A 14,820-nucleotide genomic window follows, 5' to 3' on the forward strand; every position below is an offset into this window, starting at 1 on the left:
TGCCCGTAGTCCCCCGAAAGTCGGCCGAATGCCCGTTTCCCCCGCGTCCAATAGCCGCTGAAGATTGTCGCCGCCACGTACCGCCGGGTACAGTCGCGCCACTGCTTTCGACCGGGGTGACCCCAGAGGCAGGGTCCTACTGCCGAGGCGAGAGAGACGTTGGTGAACGACCAGCAAACCCACGCCGGGTATGTCGGATACGACACTCACTCCAGCGGCAGTTATCCCACGGACAGTTACTCCACGGAGACCTTCGCCACCGATCCGCTCTTCGGGGACCTTCCCGGCGGTCACGGAGCAGGGCACAGCGGACACTACGACACCACCCAGTGGGACACCGGAGCGCAGCAGACCGCCGGTTATGACGCGGCCTACCTCCCCCAAGGGGACACCCAGGGCCGCGGAGTCACCTATGAGACCAGCGGCCAGTGGACCATCCATCCGCAGGACAGCCCGCAGGGTCATCCCCAGGACGCGACCGCATTTCAACCGCAGGTGCAGGACTACGCCGCCCCTGACCAGGCATACGGCTACGCCACGCCCGGTCAGGCGACAACCGGCCAGGACGCGCCCGACTACCACACCACCGGCCAGTGGAATGTGAACTCCTGGAACGGCACTGGGCAGTTGGGGGCGGACGCCGATGGCACCGCGCAGTGGACCGCTCAGGGTTACGGCCCGGAGCCCGGCCACGACAGCGTCCCCACCGACACCGGCACCGTCCACACCGGCGCCTTCCACACGGACGTCTTCGACACCAGCACCTACGACTCGGGTACCTACGCCCCGGGCACCTACGACACCGGTGCCGTAGCGACAGATACCGATACCACCGGGACCTACGCGACCGGGACATACGCGACCAGCTACGCGACGGGTACATTCGCGGCAGGCGCCTTTGCCGGCGACGCCTACGGCACCGGCAGTTATGACACCAGCGCCTGGGACGCGACCGCCTGGAACTCCGCCGGCGCGTCCGAGGCCGGGGCGCCGGTGCCCACCGACGCCGCCCGCGCCGAGGACCCGACGGGCCATGAGACCGGTCAGTTCACCGTCGTCGGCCTCCCGGACCCGACCGCCATCGCTGACGACTCCGCGGACGCGGGCAGCACGGGCGACGCGGACTCCTCGGACAACTCCGCCGAATTCGCAGGCCCGGAGACCGCGGACGGGATCCACGACGCCGACGACGCGACGGAGCCCACGCACTCCGCGGTGCCCGATGTGCTGGACGGCCCGCTGACGCGTGTGGCGCGCGAGGCGCCGCACCGGGGCCGCTCCGCCTCCGGGAACCGGGGCCGCCGCCGCACCCCCGTGAAGCGCTCCGCGCTGCTGACCGTCGCCGTCCCCTCGGTGTGTGTGATGGGCGTGGCAGGTGTCGCCGCCGCGACCGTCGGCGGCCTCGGCGACAGCGACCGCGGCGACGCCACGACGACGCAAGCCGCAGCCGACCCCGCGTCCGTCAGGCAAGTAGCAGCGAACAGCAAGCTGGACACCCAACTGGCCAACCTCAGCCATGAGGCCGACGACTTCGCCGACCGCGCCAGCCGTACGCAGGAACGCATCGACCTCAAGCAGCGCCAGGCGGCCGCCAAGAAGAAAGCCGACGAGGCGGCCGCGCGCAAGGAAGCCGCCCGGCCCAAGTTCCTGCTGCCCGTGACGCAGAAGGGGCTCAGCGCCTACTTCGGCCAGGCGGGCGTCAACTGGATGTCGGTACATACCGGTATCGACTTCCCCGTCTCGTACGGGACTCCGGTGATGGCGGCCACCGACGGCACGGTCCGCACCCAGTGGAACAGCGCCTACGGCAACATGGCGATGGTGACCGCGCCGGACGGCACCGAGACCTGGTACTGCCACCTCAGCAGCACCAAAATCCGCTCGGGCACCGTCAAAGCCGGCGACGTCATCGCGTACTCCGGCAACTCGGGGAACTCCACCGGCCCGCACATGCACTTCGAGGTGCATCCGGCCGGCGGGGCGGCCGTTGACCCGCTGCCCTGGCTCCGCAGCCACGGCCTCAACCCCGAGTAACTTCGGGCCACCCCTCCGACCGGACCGACACCGCCATACCGGACCGGCGTTCGCAGCACCCGCCCGACACCGCGGCGTCAGCCCGGCACCGCGATACCGGGCCGGTACCTCAGCACCGGCCCGGCGGCCCCGCTAGAGCTTCTCGACGGGTGCGTACCGCAGCAGCAGCTTCTTCGGGCGTTCGTCCCCGAAGTCCACCGTCACCTGGGCATCCGCGCCCGAACCGGTCACCTGCATCACGGTTCCCAGGCCGAACTGGTCGTGAGTGACCCGGTCCCCCACCTGAAGCGTGATCACCGGCTTGTCGCTGGTCCGTCGCGTCGCGAAGCCGGAGGCCCCACCGGAACCCGAGCGCGAACGCGACGACGAGAGCGACGAGGTGAGCGAGGAAGCGATCCCCGAAGTCGGCCCCGCCGGGGCCGCCATGGCACCGGTGCGCTTCCACTCCAGGTGCTGCGCGGGGATCTCCTCCAGGAATCGCGATGCCGGGTTGTACGAAGGCTGACCCCAGGCGCTGCGAAGCGTCGAGCGCGTCAGATACAGCCGCTCCCGGGCGCGGGTGATCCCCACGTAGGCCAGCCGCCGCTCCTCCTCGAGCTCCTTGACCTGCCCCAGCGCCCGCATGTGCGGGAAGACCCCGTCCTCCATGCCGGTCAGGAACACCACGGGGAATTCCAGGCCCTTCGCCGTGTGGAGGGTCATCAGCGTTATGACCCCCGAGCCGTCCTCGTCCTCGTCCGGGATCTGGTCCGAATCGGCGACCAGGGCGACCTTCTCGAGGAATTCGGCCAGTGTTCCCGCGCCCTCTTCCTCAGCGCGCTCCTGCTCGAACTCCAGCGCCACGGCCGCGAGTTCCTGAAGGTTCTCGATCCGGGTCTCGTCCTGCGGGTCGGTGGAGGCCTGCAGCTCAGCGAGATAGCCCGTCCGTTCGAGGACAGCTTCGAGGACGACCGCGGGTCCGGCGCCGGACTCGACGACGGTACGCAGTTCCTCCATCAGGACGTTGAAGCGCCTGACGGCGTTCGACGAGCGGGCCGCCATGCCGTACGCCTCGTCGACGCGCCGCAGGGCCTGCGGGAAGCTGATCCGCTCGCGCTGGGAGAGCGCGTCGATCATGGCTTCGGCGCGGTCGCCGATGCCGCGCTTGGGCACGTTCAGGATGCGTCGCAGCGGGACGGTGTCCTCGGGATTGGCCAGGACGCGCAGATAGGCCAGCACGTCGCGGACCTCCTTGCGCTCGTAGAACCTGACCCCGCCGACCACCTTGTACGGCAGCCCGACCCGGATGAAGATCTCCTCGAAGACACGCGACTGGGCGTTCGTACGGTAGAAGACGGCTACCTCGCCGGCTTTCGCGTCGCCGGAGTCGGTCAGCCGGTCGATCTCGTCGGCGACGAACTGCGCCTCGTCGTGCTCGGTGTCCGCGACATAGCCGGTGATCTTCGCGCCCTCGCCCGCCTCCGTCCAGAGGTTCTTGGCGCGGCGGTTCTCGTTGCGTTCGATCACCGCGTTGGCCGCGGAGAGGATCGTCTGTGTGGAGCGGTAGTTCTGCTCGAGCAGGATCGTGGTCGCGTCCGGGTAGTCCTCCTCGAACTGGAGGATGTTGCGGATGGTCGCGCCACGGAAGGCATAGATCGACTGGTCCGCGTCACCCACCACACAGAGCTCGCCGGGCGCCCTGCCCTCTCCCGAGGGGCCCACCAGTTCACGGACGAGCGTGTACTGCGCGTGGTTGGTGTCCTGGTACTCGTCGACCAGGACGTGCCGGAAGCGCATCCGGTAGTGCTCGGCGACGTCCGGGAACGCCTGGAGCAGATGCACCGTGGTCATGATGATGTCGTCGAAGTCCAGGGCGTTGGCCTCGCGCAGCCGCGCCTGGTACAGCGCGTAGGCCTCGGCGAGCGTCTTCTCGAATCCGTCGACGGCCTGCCCCGCGAAGGCCTCCTCGTCGATCAGCTCGTTCTTCAGGTTCGAGATCTTGGCGCTGAAGGACTTCGGCGGGAAGCGCTTCGGGTCGAGATCCAGATCGCGGCAGACCAGCGCCATCAGCCGCTTGGAGTCGGCCGCGTCGTAGATCGAGAACGACGAGGTGAAACCGAGCTTCTTGGACTCGCGGCGCAGGATCCGTACGCAGGCGCTGTGGAAGGTCATGACCCACATGGCCTGGGCGCGCGGGCCGACCAGCTCGGCCACCCGCTCCTTCATCTCGCCCGCGGCCTTGTTGGTGAAGGTGATCGCGAGGATCTGTCCCGGGTGCACCCCGCGGGAGCCCAGCAGATGACCGATCCGGTGGGTGAGCACCCGCGTCTTGCCGGAACCGGCGCCTGCGACGATGAGCAGCGGGGAACCGGAGTGCACGACGGCGGCGCGCTGCTCGGTGTTCAGCCCGTCCAGCAGTGCGGCGGGGTCCACGGCGGGGCGCGGGGCGCCGTCGCGGTAGTACGCCTCGCGCTGCGGCGGGGGCCCGTCGAATACGCCGCCGAAGAGGTCGTGGGGGACCTCTTCCGAGGCGCCCGCTCCGCCGGCGGAGTCCTCGGTGGGCGGCGGGGGCTCTTCCTCCGAAGGCTGGAGGTTCGCCAGGAAACTGTCGTCAAAGAGGCTGCTCATCGTCTACCGAGTCTAGGCCGAGCCAGTGACAGTCCGGAGCCTTACGGCCTCCTGGGCCGGGCGGGGCCGGACGGGACCGCCGGTGGGCGCCCCGGGCCAGGGGTCGCGGAGAAGGTCACGAAAATGTATCGGGCATATCGAACATCAGGCTTCCCAGCTGTGACAGGAGTTGGCTATCTTGCTCGCTCAGGGCCACCCGTACACCCGTCGGCGAACCACGCCGAAGCGGGCGGCCCGCGCCGAGTCCGCTCTGCCGTTCGCCGCGTCACGCATGACCTGTGACATGTGCCGCACGGCAGAAGGAGCCGGGGACCCACAAGCACCACCGGGGTGAATCGGTCCGCACCACCCAGCGCCACCGCACCACCATGGACCGTAGGGCGGCCTTCCGAACGTGCCCGAACCCTCTCCCAGAGCCTGAACGGCCTGGGCGGGGCCCCCACCGCTCACCCGGTAGGCGGTCCACGGAAGGAAATGCCTGTCTTGGCATCGCACCGAAAACCGCGCAACCGTATACGCAGTACCGCCCCGGCCATCGGCATCACATCTGCCGCGCTCGCCTCTGTCTCGCTGCTCACCCAGAGTGCCGGTGCCGCACCGGCCCCCGCCACCAGGGCGAAGCCGAGCGTCGAAGAGGTGCAGAAGAAGGTGGACGACCTGTACCGCCAGGCCGGGTCGGCCACCGAGAAGTACGACAAGGCGAAAGAGGACACCGCGGCTCAGCGCAAGCGGATCGACGGCCTGCTCGACCAGGTGGCCGCACGCACGGAGAAGGTGAACGACGCCCGCCGTACGCTCGGCAGTTACGCGGCCGCACAGTACCGGGGCGGCGTGCTCTCCCCCACCGCCACGCTGCTGCTGGCCGACGACCCGCAGTCGTACTTCGACCAGAGTCATCTGATGGACACGCTGGCCGGCCGTGAGGGCAAGGCCGTCGATGACTACCGGACGCAGCAGAAGGCGGCGGCGGAGAAGCGCGGCGAGGCGACGCGCGGGCTCGAGACGCTGACCGGCACCCAGGCCGCGCTGAGGGCCAGCAAGGAGACGGTGCAGTCGAAGCTCACCGAGGCGCGCCGGCTGCTGTCCAGGCTGACGGCCGAGGAGAAGGCGCGGCTCGCGGCGCTGGAGTCGAAGAAGCGGGCCGAGGCCAAGGAGAAAGCCGAGAAGCTGGCCCGCGAGCAGGCGGCGGAGGCGAAGAAGCGGCAGGCCGCGGAGAAGGCGAAGGAGGGCAGCGGCTCGGCCTCCGGCGGCACCGGCACCGGCACATCCACCGACACCGGCACGTCCACCGGCAAGGCGGCGAAGGCCCTCGCCTTTGCCCGGGCCCAGGTCGGCAAGCCGTATGTGTGGGGCGCGACGGGCCCCGGTTCCTACGACTGCTCAGGTCTCACCCAGGCCGCCTGGAAGGCGGCAGGCGTGACTCTCCCCAGGACCACCTGGGACCAGGTCAAGGTCGGCACCAGGGTCGTGACCAAGGATCTGCGCCCCGGTGACCTGGTCTTCTTCTACGACGACATCAGCCATGTCGGCATGTACATCGGCAACGGCATGATGATCCACGCTCCCAAACCGGGTGCGTATGTGCGCGAGGAGTCGATCTACTACATGCCGATCTACGGCAGCGTGCGCCCCGGCTAGCCACTGCTGGAGTCCCCACGCCGATGCGCCGGCGGTCACGACCACCGCCGGCGCCCCGGCGCCCCGGCGTGCGCATCGGCGGACGGCGCAGATGCGTTCAGGGCCGGCCCGGTGCAGCGCCCCGGGTGGGTCAGGTCCAGAGCAGCGCGATGAAGATGTTGACGATGGTCAGACCGCCGACCACGCCGAAGAGACGCTTGTCGATCCTCTCGTCGTCACGCTTCACGTAGACGAGTCCGAGGATCACGATCAGTACCGCGAGCTTGATCCCGTACTTGACGGTGCTGATGGTGTACCCGTCGGCCTGGCTGAGACCGATCAGCGCCACCCCGGTGACCAGCATCGTCAGTGCGCCGTAGAGCATCGGGGGCCCGAAGCGGGCCGTGTCCGAGCGCATCGCGCCCAGCTGCGTCAGAAAACCGCCGAGCAGCGCGGCGATGCCGATGATGTGCAGGCCCACGACGGCATTGATCAGTTCGTCCATGGGATTCGACCTTAGCGATCCCGGCCTCGGCTTCGGTCAGAGGGTTACGCAACCGATCGCCGCCCCGATAACGCATTGATCCCCGGCGATCAGCCATCGACCAGATACGGCCACTACCTTTCATCACATCTCGTTCCCATAACCTCAGGTTTAGCGTTCTTGGTCAGGTGGCCGACTCCCCACCGCCGTCCGGAACCGGGCGGCCGTCGGTCATCACCGCCGAAAGATCCGGCGGCGGCCCGCTCCCCCTGTGCGGGCCGCCGCCGGACACGTATCCGCCCCACGCCCCACAGGCGGGTACGGCAAGGACGTACGGAAGGACGTGGACGCCCTCGTGGCCGCTCACCGAAAACCCAGACAACGCCCGCTCACCGGCCCCGCGGCCCGGACAGCCGCCACCCTCGCTCTCGCCGGAGCCGCCTCGGCGACCGCCTTCGAAGGCGTCGGCCATGCCGAGCCCCAGCTCTCCCCGGCGCAGGTCAAGGCCAAGGTCGACCAGCTGTACCAGCAGGCGGAGACCGCCACCGAGAAGTACGACGGGACGAAGGAGAAGGCCAAGTCGACCGAGCGGTCGCTGCGGACCCTGCGCGACGAGGCAGCCCGGAAGACCGAGCAGCTCAACACCGCCCGCTCCGCGCTCGGTTCGGCCGCCGCGGCGCAGTACCGCAACGGCGCGATCGACCCTTCGCTCCAGGTGTTCCTGTCGTCCGGCCCCGAGCAGTACCTCGACCGCGCCGCCTATGTGGAACGCGCAGACGCCCGGCAGGCCGACAAGGTGACCCGGGTGCGCAAGCAGCTCGGCAGGCTCGCCCAGCTGCGCGCGGAGGCCAACCGCGAAGTCGGCGATCTCCACGCCCAGCAGGCCGATCTCAAGAAGCAGAAGACCACCGTGCAGGAAAAGATCCGCACGGCGCAGGCCATGCTCTCCCGGCTGCCCGCACCGGAGCGCGCCCGCTACGACGCCCAGGACGCCGGAACGGCCGCGCCGCACGCCGACCGCTCCGCCGCCCGTGGCTCGGTGATCGCCCCCAACTCACGCGCCGCCGAGGCTGTCGCCTTCGCCTACAGCGCGCTCGGCAGGCCCTACGTCTGGGGTGCGACGGGCCCCGCGTCCTTCGACTGCTCCGGGCTGACCCAGGCCGCGTACCGCTCGGCGGGCCTCTCGCTCCCCCGGACCACCTACACCCAGATCAATTCCGGACAGCGGGTGGACCGTTCGGAGCTGGCCCCGGGCGATCTGGTGTTCTTCTTCTCCGGCATCAGCCATGTGGGCATCTACATCGGCAACGGCGAGATGATCCACGCCCCGCACCCCGGTGCCCCGGTACGGATCGCGCCCATCGATCAGATGCCCTTCGCGGGCGCGGTCCGGCCCGCGTAGGGCGCCGACGAGGCGAACTGCGCGGTCAGCCAGGTGAAGACGTCGGGCACCTGCTTGCGCCAGACCGCCCGGCTGTGCCCGCCCGTCACCGGGACGACCTGCACCGTCGTCGGCGCCCTGGCCGCATCGCGCAGTGCCAGGCCGTCCCGGTACCCGTCGCGCGGTGCCCCCGAGAGGAACAGCGCCGTACGGGGCGGGCTTCCGGCATGCCGCAGAATCCACAGCGGGTTGTTGACGCGGCGCAGCATCGGGTCCTTCGCGGTGATGGACGCGTGTTCCGCGGCCGGATCGTTGTACCCGGAGAGCCCGGCGGCGGCCCGGTAGCGGTCGGGGTGCTCGAGCGCCAGCTTCACGGCGCAGTGCGCCCCCGCCGAGTAACCCGCCACCGCCCACCCGGCGGGCCCGTGCTGCGCCCTGAAGGTGTCGGTCACCATCTTCGGCACGTCGACGCTCAGCCAGGTGTCGGCGTTCACCACACCGGCCACATTGGCGCAGCCGGTGTCACGGTTGCCGAGCAGCGACGTCCTCGGAGACACCAGGATGAACGGCGCGACCTCTCCGCTCGCCATCAACGGCGCCAGCTGCGTCTGCACATCGAGACTGCCGAACCAGGCCTTCGCCGTGCCCGGGAAACCGGACAGCAGCTCCACCACCGGGAAGTGCCGTCCGCGGTACGCGGGTTCGTCGTACTGCGGCGGCAGCCACACGTACACCTCGCCGCGCACCCCGGACACCCGCCCGGTCAGCTGCGTGCCGATCACCCCGTGCCCCATCCGCCGGTCGCGGGCCGGGGCGAAGTCCGCCGGGCGACGTGGTCCGCCGTCCCACCGGCGGCCACCCAGACCGTCGGGCCCGAGGTCGGGGGCCGCGACGACATGGTGGCCCCTGCCCAGCAGATCGGACCAGCTGTCGTAGAGGCCGTTGCTGTTGTTGACGGCGACGAAGACCGTCAGCACCGCCGTCGCCTGCGCCGTCAGCACCATGCAGAGCCGGGCCGCGCCCCGCAGCGGCGCAGGTCCGGCGACCCGTCCCCACAGCAGCAGTGGCAGTATCACGGCGACGACCGTCGCGGCGATCGCGGTCAGGAAGAACGGGGTCCCCGTCAGGCTCATCACTCGAAGAGAGATGCCCCGTCGGAGACTGCGGTTACCTGTTTTGCGCCCTTTTTACATCGCCCGTCCCCCAATGCACTGATGTCCCGTCCACACCACACGCCCCACCGGTGTGCCGGGGCACGGACGCCGTGCCCCGGCACACCGGCCGCTCAGGGGGCCGCGGGACCCTGGAGGATCTGCAGGTAATTGCCGACCGGGTCGAGCACCGTGGAGAAGATCCAGCCGCCACCCGCTTCCTCGACGGGCCGCACCCACTTCACTCCGAGGGTGTTCAGGTGCTGCTCGGCGGCGCGGATGTCCCGCACGGTGATGTTCAGCAGGTGCCTCCCCGGCTCCGCCGCCGTATCCGCCACATCGTCGCGCCGGTCGAACCCGATGACCGAGTGGTGCCCGACGAAGAGCATGTGTCCCTCCCAGCGGGCGCCCAGCGGCTCCAGCGCGGCTCGGTACCACTCGATGAGCCGCTCGGGCTCCGTGCTGCCGAGAATCACACCGAGTCCGGTGATGTTGTCCTGGGATGCCATGAGGTTGTGCCTCCTCCTGCGTATGCGGGTTGCAGGGTGATGACCCCGTGCGGAAGCGGAACTCATCGGTCGGCCCCGGGTCAGGAGGAACCGGTCGCACACCGGTTGTCGGACGGTACGACTCCATGTATTAATGAGATATCACTTTGATTTCTTCAGGTGAGCAGGTGACTCCGGCGCACCCGGAGTCAGGAGACGGAGCACTTCATGACCGGAACACCCGACCACGGCCCCGGCGGGCACCCCGCGCCGACCACCACGGCGACCACCGCCGGGCTGGCCGCCGACACCCCGCAGATGCCTGCCCCGCAGGTGCGGGAGAGGACGGCGCACGGCATCGCCGGCGGGCTGGCGCTGCTGCTCACCGTGCTCGGCGCGGCCGCGGGGCTCGCGCTGCTCATCGCCGGCGGAGTCTCCACAGGCGGCGGGGCCAAGGCCGGTCTGATCATCGTGGGCATCGTGGTGCTGGTCGGCTCGCTGTTCTGCATGACCGGCGTGAAGATGGTCGCGCCGGGTGAGGCCCGCGTCATCCAGCTCTTCGGGCGCTACGTCGGCACCATCCGGCAGGACGGTCTCCGCTGGGTCAACCCGCTGACCAGCTCACGGAAGATCTCCACCCGGGTACGGAACAACGAGACGTCCGTCCTCAAGGTCAATGACGCCTACGGCAACCCGATCGAGCTCGCGGCCGTCGTGGTGTGGAAGGTCGAGGACACCGCGCAGGCGCTGTTCGAGGTCGACGACTACCGCAAGTTCGTGGCCACCCAGACGGAGTCCGCGGTCCGGCACATCGCCATCGAGTACCCCTATGACGCCCACGACGAGAGTGCGCTGTCGCTGCGCGGCAACGCCGAGGAGATCACCGAGAAGCTGTCGCTCGAACTGACCGCCCGGGTCGAGGCGGCGGGCGTACGCATCATCGAGTCCCGGTTCAGTCACCTGGCCTACGCACCGGAGATCGCATCGGCGATGCTCCAGCGCCAGCAGGCCGGGGCCGTTGTCGCCGCCCGCCAGCAGATCGTCGAAGGCGCGGTCGGTATGGTCGAGCAGGCCCTGATCCGGATCAGTGAGCAGGGCATCGTCGAACTGGACGAGGAACGGAAGGCCGCCATGGTGAGCAATCTGATGGTGGTCCTGTGCGGCGACCGGGCGGTCCAGCCCGTCCTGAACACCGGTTCGCTCTACCAGTGAACGAGGAGGAAGCCGGCGCCCCCGACCCGCCGGACCCCGCCGCACCGCGCCCCGCGCGGCAGCGCAAGCAGGTACTGCTGCGGCTGGACCCCTCCGTGCACGACGCCCTCGCCCGGTGGGCGGCGGACGAACTGCGCAGCGCGAACGCCCAGATCGAGTTCCTGCTCCGCCGGGCCCTGGCCGACGCGGGACGGCTGCCGCGCGACGCCGGCGCCCTGCCCCGCCGCGGCCGGCCGCCGGGGCCGGGGCACGGTCCGGGAAAGCCCTAGCGGGCCACGCCGTGCGCCGCGGGCAGCCCGCCGAGCGTCACTTCGGAACGCCGCCGGGCTCTCGCCGCCAGGCGTCCCGGGTGCTCAGCCCGCGATCGCGTAGGCGACGAAGGCGGCCCAGACGGGGGCGGGAAGGGCGAGGTCCGGCCCCTCGGGCGACTTGGAGTCGCGGACATGGACGGCGGCGGGTGTGGCGGCGACCTCAACGCACTCGCCGCCCTCCGTGTTGCTGTAACTGGACTTGATCCACGTCAGCTCTTCGCTCATAGCTCCCCTGCCAACTTCTCGATGAGCTGGGCTGACCGCTCAATGCCCAGGGCCTGCATGCGGATCATGCCATGCCGTTGCGTGAGCAGACTGACCTTCTCGGGGCTGGCGTGAAGCACCCCTGTCGACTGCCCTTCCTCATAGGCACAGTGCTCGTGCTCGGGTGACTCGAGCAGCACCAACGGCCCATTGAGCCCAGTGTGCGCGCCCAGACCTACCGGGAGCACCTGGATAGATACATTGCGCAGACTGCCAACCTCCAGCAGATGGTGCAATTGGGCCTTCATAGCACCTGGGCCGCCCACTGTCTCGCGCAGTGCGGCCTCATAGATCACGAAGCCGAACAGCACGGTTGGATGACGGACGAGACGGTTCTGCCGCTCAAGTCGGGCGGCGACGCGGGCTTCAATCGTCTCGTCGTCAAGCGGCGGACAGTTCGCATTGAGCAACGCCCGTGCATACGCCTCCAACTGCAGGAGACCGGGAACGAACAGCGTCTGGTAGAAGTGCAGCACCACGGCCCTGGCCTCGGCCTCCGCATACTCCTGCGAATACGACGGGAACTTCTCCGGCTTCAGGAACTCTTGCGCTGCCCGCAGCAATCCCTCGGCCCGGCACATCTCATCCGCAACCTCGAGCAATCGCTGGGTGGGCCGTCGGCGGCCCACCTCCATCGACCGCAGGTAGTCGTACGTATAGCCCGCCTCCTGCGCCAACTGCTCCCGGGAAACACCCGCCTTCGTACGCCACAACTTCACCTGGTTGCCGCAGTACCGCCACGCCTCCGACATGCGCACACCTCCCCGGGGCACCGCGTGTACAGCTACACCGCGTACACGAGCCGTCACTTCCTACGCTATTCCCCCACCGCCAGGCTCTGAGCCATGGACAGCACAATGCCGAAGGACATCGAGTGGCGGCTCCCGCGCCGTCCCCGCAGCGTGGGCCGGGCCCGAGCGCTGCTCGCCGAGCAGGCTCGCGCCTGGAAGGTGCCGGACGAGGTGTCCGCCACGGCGGTACTGCTGCTGAGCGAGCTGATGACCAACGCGGTACGGCACGCTTCCGTACCCGCGGGCCGGGAGGTCTGGGCACGCTGCGTCCTGCGGGACTGCGGCACCTTGCGTCTCGAGGTGGCGGACGCTTGCCGCGCCCTGCCGAAAGCCCAACACCCCCGCACCGATGACGAGTCGGGGCGGGGACTCGTCCTGGTCACCGCACTCGCCGACGCGTGGGGCGCGCAGCCGCGCGCGTACGGCATCGGAAAGGCGGTGTGGTTCGAACTGGCCACCGGCCAGGGGCCCGGGTGAACCCGGAGGTCAGACCAGCCGCCGCGCCGTCGCCCACCGGGTGAGCTCATGACGGTTGGAGAGCTGGAGTTTCCTGAGCACCGCCGAGACATGCGACTCGACCGTCTTCACCGAGATGAAGAGCTGCTTGGCGATCTCCTTGTAGGCGTAGCCGCGGGCGATCAGCCGCAGCACCTCGCGCTCGCGCTGGGTGAGGCGGTCCATGTCCTCGTCGACCGGCGGGGCGTCCGTCGACGCGAAGGCGTCCAGGACGAAGCCGGCCAGGCGCGGGGAGAAGACCGCGTCGCCGTCCTGGATGCGGAAGATGGAGCTGACCAGGTCGGTGCCGGTGATCGTCTTGGTGACATAGCCGCGTGCCCCGCCCCGGATGACGCCGATGACGTCCTCCGCCGCGTCCGAGACGGACAGCGCGAGGAAGCGGACCGGGTTCTCCGCGTCGGACATCAGCGCGGCCGAGCGGCGCAGCACCTCGACACCGCCGCCGCCCGGGAGATGGACGTCGAGCAGGACCACCTCGGGGCGCGTCGCCTTGATGACGGTGACCGCCTGATCGACGTCGGCCGCCTCGCCGACCACCTCGACGCCCGTGGTCTCGGTGTGACCGATCTCGGCCTGCACGCCGGTGCGGAACATCCGGTGGTCGTCGACGAGCACGACCCGGACCCTGCGGCTCTCTGCGGTCTGCTCGGTCTCGGTCTCGGTCATGCTCGCTCCATCTCCAGTTCCACTACGGTGCCGCCCTCTGGTGCGGAACGCAGGTTCGCCGTACCGCCGTTGCGCTGCATACGGCCGATGATCGATTCCCTGACGCCCATCCGGTCGCCGGGCACCGCGTCCAGGTCGAAGCCGGGGCCCCGGTCCCGTACGGACACGAAGACCGTACGGCCCTCGACTTCCGCGTAGACCTGCACCGCCCCGCCCTCGCCACCGTACTTGGCCGCGTTCACCATTGCCTCGCGTGCGGCCTGCATCTGCGCGGACAGCTTCTCGTCGAGGGGGCAGTCACCGACGACCACGACCTCCAGCGGGACGCCGTGTTTGTCCTCCACCTCGGCGGCGGCGCTCTTGACCGCTTCGGCGAGGGTCTCGGGCTCGTCGTCCTTGTCCTTGCCGTTTCCCTCGGGCTTGTGGAGCCAGGCGCGCAGTTCGCGTTCCTGTGCGCGCGCGAGGCGTCGCACCTCACCGCCGTCGTCCGCGTTGCGCTGGATCAGCGTGAGGGTGTGCAGCACCGAGTCGTGCACATGGGCGGCGACCTCCGCACGCTCCTGGGCGCGGATGCGCATCAGCCGTTCCTGCGAGAGGTCCTGGGTCATCCGGATCAGCCAGGGGCCGGCGAGCAGGGCGATCCCGGCGACCACCGCGAGGGTGGCGGTCAGGACGTTGCCCAGCTGGGCGGCCGAACCGCGGATGACGATGAACGCGGCAAGACCGGTGCCCACGAGAGCGACACCGGCAAGTGCGCGGGCCAGCGGCAGCAGCCTGCTGCGGCGGCCGACCTCGGACCAGTGGGCACGGCGCGAGTTGTCCGCCTGGCGCCAGACCAGGACGACTCCGGCCCCGATCAGCAGGATGGGCCAGATGTACGGGCTCGCGGAGCCACCGATGTCGACGTTTCCGGCGAAGATCGCCACCCCGACGATCAGCGCGATCAGCGCGACGATCTGGCCCCGGTCCGGTTTGCGCAGAAGCCGGGCGCGGCCGTCAGGAGACTCCTCGAAGGCCGAACGGTTGGCGTCGACGCCACCGGCGCCCAGCGGGACGACGAACCAGAACGCCACATACACCAGCGCGCCGAGCCCCTCCAGCGTGAAGAGCACGATGAAAGCGGCCCGGACCCAGGAGACGGGGACCCCGAGATGTCCGGCGAGCCCGCGTGCGACGCCGCCCAGCGTGCGCCCTTCGGCGCTGCGGTACAGCTTGCGCAGCGGTGGCTCTTCCGGCGCTTCGGAGGCCGCGGACCCTGCGGCACGGGGCGGGACGACTGGCATGGTTCGATCGTCACA

The 14,820-nt window shown here is 69.7% G+C and carries 14 protein-coding genes; 6 read left to right on the forward strand and 8 right to left on the reverse strand.

Translation table 11 applies throughout. The features are described 5' to 3' along the window. Window positions 1–162 precede the first annotated feature (162 nt). A complete protein-coding gene (locus OHS16_RS11730; RefSeq protein WP_328537137.1) occupies window positions 163–2,034 on the forward strand; it encodes a M23 family metallopeptidase in 1,872 nt (623 codons plus the stop codon). Window positions 2,035–2,166: 132 nt separating this feature from the next. Here the strand turns inward: OHS16_RS11730 and pcrA are convergent, their stop codons facing one another. Beyond that, a complete protein-coding gene (gene pcrA, locus OHS16_RS11735) occupies window positions 2,167–4,641 on the reverse strand; it encodes a DNA helicase PcrA (protein WP_328537138.1) in 2,475 nt (824 codons plus the stop codon). A gap of 474 nt (window positions 4,642–5,115) precedes the next feature. Between pcrA and OHS16_RS11740 the strand changes: the two genes are divergently transcribed. Further along, window positions 5,116–6,279, forward strand: a complete 1,164-nt coding sequence (locus OHS16_RS11740; protein WP_328537139.1) for a C40 family peptidase — start codon at window positions 5,116–5,118, stop codon at window positions 6,277–6,279. A gap of 130 nt (window positions 6,280–6,409) precedes the next feature. On the opposite strand, the gene OHS16_RS11745 is transcribed toward OHS16_RS11740, so the two are convergent. Then, window positions 6,410–6,763 (reverse strand): hypothetical protein, encoded by a 354-nt coding sequence (locus tag OHS16_RS11745; RefSeq protein ID WP_328537140.1) that lies wholly within the window; start codon window positions 6,761–6,763, stop codon window positions 6,410–6,412. Window positions 6,764–7,097: 334 nt separating this feature from the next. On the opposite strand from OHS16_RS11745, the gene OHS16_RS11750 reads away from it, so the two are divergent. Continuing rightward, entirely contained in the window at window positions 7,098–8,144 is a 1,047-nt protein-coding gene (locus OHS16_RS11750) for a C40 family peptidase (protein WP_328540811.1), read from the forward strand. Here OHS16_RS11750 and OHS16_RS11755 read toward each other — a convergent pair. Together OHS16_RS11755 and OHS16_RS11760 are read right to left on the reverse strand one after the other, a co-directional pair. Next, complete coding sequence (locus OHS16_RS11755; protein WP_328537141.1) at window positions 8,108–9,256, reverse strand: alpha/beta hydrolase; 1,149 nt, start codon at window positions 9,254–9,256, stop codon at window positions 8,108–8,110. The two genes, OHS16_RS11750 and OHS16_RS11755, sit on opposite strands and share 37 nt — an antisense overlap. Window positions 9,257–9,408: 152 nt before the next feature. Next, entirely contained in the window at window positions 9,409–9,783 is a 375-nt protein-coding gene (locus OHS16_RS11760) for a VOC family protein (RefSeq protein WP_328537142.1), read from the reverse strand. A 207-nt stretch (window positions 9,784–9,990) separates the two neighbouring features. Here OHS16_RS11760 and OHS16_RS11765 point away from each other — a divergent pair, with 207 nt between their 5' ends. Together OHS16_RS11765 and OHS16_RS11770 are read left to right on the forward strand one after the other, a co-directional pair. Continuing rightward, the gene (locus OHS16_RS11765) at window positions 9,991–10,974 is read left to right on the forward strand and encodes an SPFH domain-containing protein (protein WP_328537143.1); all 984 of its coding nucleotides are present in this window, start codon (window positions 9,991–9,993) and stop codon (window positions 10,972–10,974) included. Beyond that, window positions 10,971–11,243 (forward strand): hypothetical protein, encoded by a 273-nt coding sequence (locus tag OHS16_RS11770; protein WP_328537144.1) that lies wholly within the window; start codon window positions 10,971–10,973, stop codon window positions 11,241–11,243. Before OHS16_RS11765 ends, OHS16_RS11770 begins: the two co-directional genes overlap by 4 nt. 84 nt (window positions 11,244–11,327) lie before the next feature. On the opposite strand, the gene OHS16_RS11775 is transcribed toward OHS16_RS11770, so the two are convergent. Both OHS16_RS11775 and OHS16_RS11780 read right to left on the reverse strand, forming a co-directional pair. Beyond that, on the reverse strand, window positions 11,328–11,510 hold the full coding sequence (locus OHS16_RS11775) for a DUF397 domain-containing protein (RefSeq protein ID WP_328537145.1): 183 nt from the start codon (window positions 11,508–11,510) through the stop codon (window positions 11,328–11,330). Then, window positions 11,507–12,301 (reverse strand): helix-turn-helix domain-containing protein, encoded by a 795-nt coding sequence (locus OHS16_RS11780; RefSeq protein ID WP_328537146.1) that lies wholly within the window; start codon window positions 12,299–12,301, stop codon window positions 11,507–11,509. The genes OHS16_RS11775 and OHS16_RS11780 overlap by 4 nt, the downstream gene beginning before the upstream one ends. Before the next feature lie 93 nt (window positions 12,302–12,394). On the opposite strand from OHS16_RS11780, the gene OHS16_RS11785 reads away from it, so the two are divergent. Continuing rightward, the gene (locus tag OHS16_RS11785) at window positions 12,395–12,817 is read left to right on the forward strand and encodes an ATP-binding protein (protein WP_328537147.1); all 423 of its coding nucleotides are present in this window, start codon (window positions 12,395–12,397) and stop codon (window positions 12,815–12,817) included. Window positions 12,818–12,826: 9 nt separating this feature from the next. Here OHS16_RS11785 and OHS16_RS11790 read toward each other — a convergent pair whose 3' ends face one another. Further along, window positions 12,827–13,522, reverse strand: a complete 696-nt coding sequence (locus OHS16_RS11790; protein ID WP_328537148.1) for a response regulator transcription factor — start codon at window positions 13,520–13,522, stop codon at window positions 12,827–12,829. Beyond that, a complete protein-coding gene (locus OHS16_RS11795) occupies window positions 13,519–14,805 on the reverse strand; it encodes a PspC domain-containing protein (RefSeq protein WP_328537149.1) in 1,287 nt (428 codons plus the stop codon). The genes OHS16_RS11790 and OHS16_RS11795 overlap by 4 nt, the downstream gene beginning before the upstream one ends. Window positions 14,806–14,820 lie beyond the last annotated feature (15 nt).

The sequence above is a fragment of the Streptomyces sp. NBC_00344 genome, assembly GCF_036088315.1.
Lineage (GTDB): Bacteria > Actinomycetota > Actinomycetes > Streptomycetales > Streptomycetaceae > Streptomyces.

Coding starts and splice junctions, on each gene's coding strand:
- pcrA (WP_328537138.1), bottom strand. CDS start 4,641: ATGAGCAGCCTCTTTGACGACAGTTTCCTGGCGAACCTCCAGCCTTCG.
- OHS16_RS11740 (WP_328537139.1), top strand. CDS start 5,116: ATGCCTGTCTTGGCATCGCACCGAAAACCGCGCAACCGTATACGCAGT.
- OHS16_RS11745 (WP_328537140.1), bottom strand. CDS start 6,763: ATGGACGAACTGATCAATGCCGTCGTGGGCCTGCACATCATCGGCATC.
- OHS16_RS11755 (WP_328537141.1), bottom strand. CDS start 9,256: ATGAGCCTGACGGGGACCCCGTTCTTCCTGACCGCGATCGCCGCGACG.
- OHS16_RS11760 (WP_328537142.1), bottom strand. CDS start 9,783: ATGGCATCCCAGGACAACATCACCGGACTCGGTGTGATTCTCGGCAGC.
- OHS16_RS11765 (WP_328537143.1), top strand. CDS start 9,991: ATGACCGGAACACCCGACCACGGCCCCGGCGGGCACCCCGCGCCGACC.
- OHS16_RS11775 (WP_328537145.1), bottom strand. CDS start 11,510: ATGAGCGAAGAGCTGACGTGGATCAAGTCCAGTTACAGCAACACGGAG.
- OHS16_RS11780 (WP_328537146.1), bottom strand. CDS start 12,301: ATGTCGGAGGCGTGGCGGTACTGCGGCAACCAGGTGAAGTTGTGGCGT.
- OHS16_RS11785 (WP_328537147.1), top strand. CDS start 12,395: ATGGACAGCACAATGCCGAAGGACATCGAGTGGCGGCTCCCGCGCCGT.
- OHS16_RS11790 (WP_328537148.1), bottom strand. CDS start 13,522: ATGACCGAGACCGAGACCGAGCAGACCGCAGAGAGCCGCAGGGTCCGG.
- OHS16_RS11795 (WP_328537149.1), bottom strand. CDS start 14,805: ATGCCAGTCGTCCCGCCCCGTGCCGCAGGGTCCGCGGCCTCCGAAGCG.